The sequence below is a fragment of the Gardnerella vaginalis genome (assembly GCF_001563665.1).
In the GTDB taxonomy this organism is placed as follows: domain Bacteria; phylum Actinomycetota; class Actinomycetes; order Actinomycetales; family Bifidobacteriaceae; genus Bifidobacterium; species Bifidobacterium vaginale_A.
On the sequence record NZ_KQ961870.1, the window covers coordinates 6,787 to 13,140 of the forward strand.

Here is a 6,354-nt window from a genome sequence, read left to right on the forward strand (position 1 = left end):
AAGAAGCCGTGAAGAGAGAAGTATTTGAAGAGACAGGTCTTAATTACGAGGTCGATCACCTTGCTGTCATACACGAGCACTTCTTCATCGGCAGCTCTGGCTTAAAAGGAGTAGACTTCCATGAGATTACACTCTACTACATGATGAAGCCCATGGGCAAAAGAGATTTTACGAGCCAAAGCACTACAGAGTCAGGTGCTAAAGAGACAATGCATTGGTTACCTATAGATGAGCTTGATAAGTGCAAGGCTTACCCGACATTTATGAAAGAATATCTTAAATCGGAGCATAGTGGAATAGAGCATATAATTTCAGATGAAAGATATTAATGAATCCCGCTATTATGGCAAGAGATTGTTACGTAAGCATTATTTCTGTTTATGTTCGGGCAGAACAATCAGTCGAAAACATTAGCCAGGATACCTTTAGAGCAGTTCGAAGATGTACTCTCTTGCATAAAGATAATTACAACAAATCCCAGTTTGTAGAGCTTAGCAAGGATCAGGTTTCTATGAAATAGAAATCTAAATCTAAAAGCGTTATGTGTAAATAATTAAGGTGGTAGTAATACCGTCTTTTTTGATGCCTAAAAAGGTTTCAGAGTTTCAAGCTAAAGTTTCAGAGTTTAAAGAAATAGCTTCATAGTTTAAGGTTAAGGTTTCATTGTATCCAACATGTGATGAAACTATATACGAAAACTGCCAACGAGATTGATGAGCTTAAAGTTAAGAAACAGCAGCTTCTTATAGAAAAAACAGGTCAAGAAGATGCTAAAAGACGAATCAGAGAAATGGAAGATTTTCTGAAAAGTGAACGTCACGATATTAGTGAGTATGACGAGAGATTTGGATAAGCGCGGTGTGTAAAAGGTGTGTAAAATACATGTCATCAACTCATAAAGGTCAAAATATTTAGTGCTAAAACCAATGCCTTTGTTATGTGTCTTTCCGTGTTTTTATGCTCAGCATTGCTCAATGCGTATAATTATGTGATAAAAAACACTAAAATATGTATAATTATGTGATTAAATGCACCAAAACATATATAATAATGTGATACACGATAAAAGATAACGCAAAATATAACAGAACGGCAATGAAACTAAGCGTAAAAACAGCCAAGCGTTAATACGGCTGCAATACCTAATAGCGTAACGCAATATGAAAGGTGAGTAATCATGAAAAGGTTGATTATGAGTAAACTTTTAGCATGGAAGAACTCGCCGTACCGTAAACCATTGATATTAAGAGGCGTGCGTCAAGTTGGCAAAACTTGGATATTAAAAGAATTTGGTAAGCTTAACTACAAAAATATTGCTTATTTTAACTTCGATGAAAACAAAGAATATAAGCAATTCTTTGAAACCACTAAAAATGTGGAGCGAATTTTACAAAACCTAATGCTTGCAAGTGGTCAAAAAATCGAACCAGAAAACACGCTGATTATATTTGACGAGGTTCAGGACTGTCCAGAAGTAATAAACTCGATGAAATATTTTTATGAAAACGCTCCGCAATATCATGTTGCTTGCGCTGGATCGTTGCTTGGAATAACGCTTGCAAAACCATCTTCATTCCCAGTTGGAAAAGTTAATTTTATGCAAATAAACCCAATGAATTTCACAGAGTTTTTACTTGCTAATGGGGATGAAAATCTAGTGAAGTTTATTGAACAAATCGATAGAATAGCGCCGATTCCAGATGCATTTTTTAACCCTCTATACGAGAAATTAAAAATGTATTATGTTACAGGGGGAATGCCTGAGTCAGTTTTAATGTGGGCTAAAGCGCGAGATGTGAACGCAATGCAAGAGACATTGTTTGAGATTATAACAGCTTATGAACGAGATTTTGCAAAGCACCCTAATGTTAGTGAATTTCCAAAAATATCAATGATTTGGAATTCTATTCCATCTCAACTTGCGCGCGAAAACAAAAAATTCTTGTATAAAGTTGTTAAAAATGGTGCGCGAGCAAGAGAGTATGAAGATGCTTTGCAATGGCTAGTGTCGGCACAATTGGTGTATAAAATTTATAGAAATACTGCGCCGAATTTACCTATTGCTGCTTATGACGATGTATCTGCTTTTAAGATTTATTTAGCAGATGTTGGTTTGTTAAGGCGATTAGCGCAACTTGCTCCTACTGCATTTGCGGAAGGCAATAGGCTGTTTACTGAGTTTAAGGGTGCTTTAACAGAAAATTATGTTTTGCAAGCGCTACTTACTCAATTTGAAGTGACGCCTAGATACTGGTCTCAAACAAATCCGCCGTATGAAGTGGATTTTCTTATTCAACGAGAAAATGATATTTTCCCTATTGAGGTTAAATCTGAAGCAAATATTAATAGTAGAAGTTTGAAAAAGTTTAAAGAATTATTCCCTAATCAAACGAAATTGCGTATACGATTCTCGCTGAATAATCTAAAACTAGACGATGATATGTTGAATATTCCGTTATTTATGGCTGATTATACGGATAAGCTTATAGAACTTGCACTGAAAGAAAACAATTGAGAAAGAAAGATAATTTAAAAGGTAACTATTAGAAAATATAGAAATAAATTAGTGTAAAAGTTAAAAAAGTGTCAATTGCTTAAAACTCTAGAAGAAAACGTTTAACGCGTTGATCTTCACAGCTCTTTGTTGGCTGAGTAAGGGAATGTACTTCTCAGGGTTACTGAGTCTGTAGGTATAAGTAATTCGTGAGTCAACCTGTAACTGGCTTATGGAAAAGCTGTAGTGAAGTAATACTGTTGTGGTGTTTTATGTACGCTACTTTGACTAGTCACACGAAATAGAGTTTGGCATATTCTAAGAATGCTTCATAATGTTGGAGTATTAGGCTTGGTGATTTTTAATCCAAGTGTAAAGGTCATTTTCATTTGCCTTGCCTGATGCGACTTTGAGAATAATATCGATCAGTTCTTCATCTTTGTAAGACAACATAATGTTGTTAGTGCTAGAAAGATTAGTGTGACATGTGTGCCGATACGCTTGTTTCCATCTATAAAAGGGTGGTTTTTTAATAGTAATACTATTAAAGCTAAACAGACTATTATGGATTCTAATTTTAATAGAATTGTATTCTTATTAGAATTGCATATTAAGAATAAGGGGAACTTATGAAATTAATTAGACCAGATAGTAAATATATCCAAGGTTATATAGAAGCAAATGAAGAAGATGAAATTTTTAGGCCGAATGCAGAAAGACGTTTTATAAACCCAGAGACAATTATAGAGAGTTCTTATAACTATGAACATGGTATAAATTTGCCTGCAAATTATGTTAAAGCTACTACGTTTTGGTTGATAGATAATGAAAAATTTATTGGTGAAATTAGTATAAGGCATGAATTAAATTCTTTTTTAATTAACTATGGTGGTCACATAGGATACGAGATTAGGCAATCGGAATGTATGAAGGGTTATGGAACAAAAATGCTTTCTATGGCACTTGCATATTGTAAAGAGACTTTGAATCTACATAAAGTTTTGATTACGTGTGATGATGACAATATTGGATCGATAAAAGTTATAGAAAATAATGGTGGAATTTTGGAAAACAAAGTGAAAAATAGCTTATCAAGAGGAAATGTTACAACAAGAAGGTATTGGATTAATATATAGGAAAAATATTAAATTTTATCTATACTGACCACTCAATCGGGGATTAGGACAATTTTTAGATATTTTGTATAATCAAATCTGTGTAATCAAAGCACGATATTCCGTGATTGCATTTTCTGGAGAAAGATGATGAGTGAGATGAATGTAAGGCCAGTGCTTTTCAAGCATGCTTTTTGGGGTCATGTGATTACAGAAACTGTTGCTGGCGTTTGCACGCTTATTATTGCGTTGCTTGTACAGCAGTTCGTAGGGCACCGCGTACTGGGTTGGGAAACTGTGGTCATACTCGCGCTGAGTGTTGTGGTGTTTTCGCTGCTAAGCACAGCGTATCTGCAGTGGGATAGGCATCGTAGGCCAGATGACGGGTCTGGCGATTTGCTTATTGGAATCATCGATTTTGTGCTCAGGCTGCTGGTGACTTCTGGTATTGCTTTATTGCTTGTTTCCAATACTACGCTGCTTAGCATTATTATTGGTGCAGCGATTACTAGTGTGTTGCTGTTTGTTTTTGAAAAGCCTTGGCAGCGCGGGATGACGGATGCGCAATTACATGAAGCTTCACAGAAAGCGGTTGAGCTTGGCGTTCAAATGCTTGAAGAAGAGCGCGTAAAGCGCGCGAGGTGAGCAATATGATTGCATTACAGCATGCGAGCGCAGGTAAAACAGGCACTCCTAGAGGTGTGTCTCTAACATTCTCCTCGTTAATCGTTGCGAATATGCTGATGGAAGCAGTATACGATGTTGTCATATTTGTGCTTGCGTTGATGTTGCAATGGTGGATGCTTTGTACTATCGCTGGCTGGCGAACGCTGCTCGTCATGTTCTTGGGCAATATGCTATTTTCTTGCGTGGCAGCTGCGGTTATGGTTCTGATGGGCGCATTGAAGGCTGATCAACAGAAATGCCCAACAAAAAGTTGGCCTTTCTTAGCCATTGCTGTACTGCTTCGACTGCTGATCTTTGGTGTTCTCGCTTGGCTACTTACGCCGAGTTTGGCATGGGTGAGCGTAGTTGTTGGCATTGTGCTTACCAATATTGTTCTCGTTATCAAGCAGCACCCACGGAGAAGAACCGCAGTAGCTGCATAAGATTTTGTAAGACTGTTTTCTTCTCTTTTGAGCAAAAGGCTCTACGTGCGTGGAGAGCGTAGTATTGATGTCAAGGGCTGATTAGGTGGGTGCATTTTTAGGCTTTATGTTTTTGGTTTCTTCTTCGTAAAAACTCTTTAACAATGATTGGAATTATAGTTGGGATACATTCAAGAGTAATAAAAAATGTAATGTACGTGCAAGTCCAGCTACTACCCAATTGCCGAGGAGACTCTTGTAATATCAATAAATCAATAGCAGGGGCGATAAGCGCGATAGCGATGGTTTTACAAACTCCTAAGTTTTCGAGTGTTTTTTGATTGACAACAATCGAGTAAAGAAGAATTTTTGTTAAACCAAATACGTGAGCTATACCGATAAATAAAACAGGTGAGTTATAAAGAATTTCTGGATTAAACAATCTAAGTGAGTTAAAGATTAGTCCTAAAAGAGGTAATAATAATGAAAAAAGGAATAATCGTATAGCTTGATACATAGATTTCTTCATAACTAACCTCCTTAAATTTATATAGCCAAGCAGATGACTACTTTCATAGCCGGACTATTTTCACTCATTTTACGTTAATTTATCTTACTTGAAAAGTTGGGATAACCATATCCGATTAAATTCTAGCGGTCATGAGCAAACGGGACTTAAAGAACTGGATAAATACTGTACTGTTTTCATGAAGTCAGCGTAGTCGTGATAAGCGAGATTTTGTTTGCTTTTATGAGCATGACATAAAGTTCAGAGATATTTTGACGCATACGGATTATTGCGTTGAAGAGCTAAAACAATATCCTGGAGTGATTTCGCCTGATTGTTCCCCTATATTTGATGCACCTCTTTGCGTGCAAATTTGCACTTGTGTAGCAGGGGTTAGTGAAGCTAAACGTTAAAAGGTTTAGTGAGTGGCGACTGTAAGATGGCTCGGAGCGATTTTTGAGCGCAGTTTGGCTGTATGGGGAAGATATCAACACTCTAGGGTCGAGTGCACAGGATGTTAACGTTAAAAGATGCACAAACTTTGCACCCAGCTGTTTATGTTCGGAAATGTGGTTTAAGAACAATTTTTATATTGCAGTTCTGTCGAAAATTGTTTTTATTGATCTTATTATCGTTTATTTTAATATATTCAAAGATGGTTCTTCTTAAATAAGATATGTTTTGAATCACAATACAAGAGTTTGTATGTGTAAGTGAGCAGTGATATAGAAAAAGGAGCTGGGTTTGTGGCTCAGCTCCTTTTTCTAATTATTTTCAATTATTAGTTTACTTTTGTTTAATTTTGTAGGTGAACTTTTTACTCGCGATTCTTCTTGCGAGAGAAGAATGCTGCTGCAGCTCCCAGTACACCAATCATTGCGCTGATCAATCCTACTCGCTCCACTTCAGCACCAGTCTTTACTAATTGGGACGAATGCTTTGCAGGAACCCTGTTGTCAGACTTAGTAGATGCGTTGGAACCTGAAGCACCAGTGGATGCATTACCAGCGTTGTTAGACTTGGAATCGTTACCCGAATCAGATTCAGAACTATTGCTGTTTCCAGTCTCAGATCCAGAACCGGAATCTCCAGAACCGGAATTTCCATCGTTGTTTCCGGCTTTACCGGTGGTTTCGCTGGAAGTGTTTT

The 6,354-nt window shown here is 37.0% G+C and carries 6 protein-coding genes and 3 pseudogenes; 6 read left to right on the top strand and 3 right to left on the bottom strand.

The window, feature by feature from the left end; genetic code table 11:
• From HMPREF3230_RS04665 to HMPREF3230_RS04675, 3 genes are all read left to right on the top strand, one after another.
• Positions 1-329, top strand: a 329-nt coding sequence (locus HMPREF3230_RS04665; RefSeq protein WP_075523786.1) for an NUDIX domain-containing protein, incomplete at its 5' end; no start/stop codon positions are given.
• Positions 330-679: 350 nt separating this feature from the next.
• Positions 680-853, top strand: a complete 174-nt coding sequence (locus tag HMPREF3230_RS06285; protein WP_082266293.1) for an integrase — start codon at positions 680-682, stop codon at positions 851-853.
• A 324-nt stretch (positions 854-1,177) separates the two neighbouring features.
• Positions 1,178-2,515 (top strand): ATP-binding protein, encoded by a 1,338-nt coding sequence (locus tag HMPREF3230_RS04675; RefSeq protein ID WP_075523788.1) that lies wholly within the window; start codon positions 1,178-1,180, stop codon positions 2,513-2,515.
• A 404-nt stretch (positions 2,516-2,919) separates the two neighbouring features.
• Here HMPREF3230_RS04675 and HMPREF3230_RS06685 read toward each other — a convergent pair whose 3' ends face one another.
• The gene (locus tag HMPREF3230_RS06685; RefSeq protein ID WP_196489651.1) at positions 2,920-3,105 is read right to left on the bottom strand and encodes a Fic family protein; all 186 of its coding nucleotides are present in this window, start codon (positions 3,103-3,105) and stop codon (positions 2,920-2,922) included.
• Positions 3,106-3,123: 18 nt separating this feature from the next.
• On the opposite strand from HMPREF3230_RS06685, the gene HMPREF3230_RS04680 reads away from it, so the two are divergent.
• Together HMPREF3230_RS04680 and HMPREF3230_RS06640 are read left to right on the top strand one after the other, a co-directional pair.
• On the top strand, positions 3,124-3,630 hold the full coding sequence (locus HMPREF3230_RS04680; RefSeq protein ID WP_075523789.1) for a GNAT family N-acetyltransferase: 507 nt from the start codon (positions 3,124-3,126) through the stop codon (positions 3,628-3,630).
• Positions 3,631-3,759: 129 nt separating this feature from the next.
• Positions 3,760-4,718 (top strand): annotated as a pseudogene (locus tag HMPREF3230_RS06640) (hypothetical protein).
• A 97-nt stretch (positions 4,719-4,815) separates the two neighbouring features.
• Here HMPREF3230_RS06640 and HMPREF3230_RS04695 read toward each other — a convergent pair.
• A complete protein-coding gene (locus HMPREF3230_RS04695) occupies positions 4,816-5,226 on the bottom strand; it encodes a hypothetical protein (RefSeq protein ID WP_075523791.1) in 411 nt (136 codons plus the stop codon).
• Positions 5,227-5,426: 200 nt separating this feature from the next.
• On the opposite strand from HMPREF3230_RS04695, the pseudogene HMPREF3230_RS06735 reads away from it, so the two are divergent.
• A pseudogene (locus HMPREF3230_RS06735) lies at positions 5,427-5,618 on the top strand (DUF4417 domain-containing protein); the annotation flags it as partial.
• Positions 5,619-6,022: 404 nt separating this feature from the next.
• Here HMPREF3230_RS06735 and HMPREF3230_RS06555 read toward each other — a convergent pair.
• Positions 6,023-6,354, bottom strand: a pseudogene (locus HMPREF3230_RS06555) (hypothetical protein); the annotation flags it as partial.

Excerpts from the sequence above, each read along its gene's own strand:
- HMPREF3230_RS06285 (WP_082266293.1), top strand. The coding sequence starts at position 680 with ATGAAACTATATACGAAAACTGCCAACGAGATTGATGAGCTTAAAGTT.
- HMPREF3230_RS04675 (WP_075523788.1), top strand. The coding sequence starts at position 1,178 with ATGAAAAGGTTGATTATGAGTAAACTTTTAGCATGGAAGAACTCGCCG.
- HMPREF3230_RS04680 (WP_075523789.1), top strand. The coding sequence starts at position 3,124 with ATGAAATTAATTAGACCAGATAGTAAATATATCCAAGGTTATATAGAA.
- HMPREF3230_RS04695 (WP_075523791.1), bottom strand. The coding sequence starts at position 5,226 with ATGAAGAAATCTATGTATCAAGCTATACGATTATTCCTTTTTTCATTA.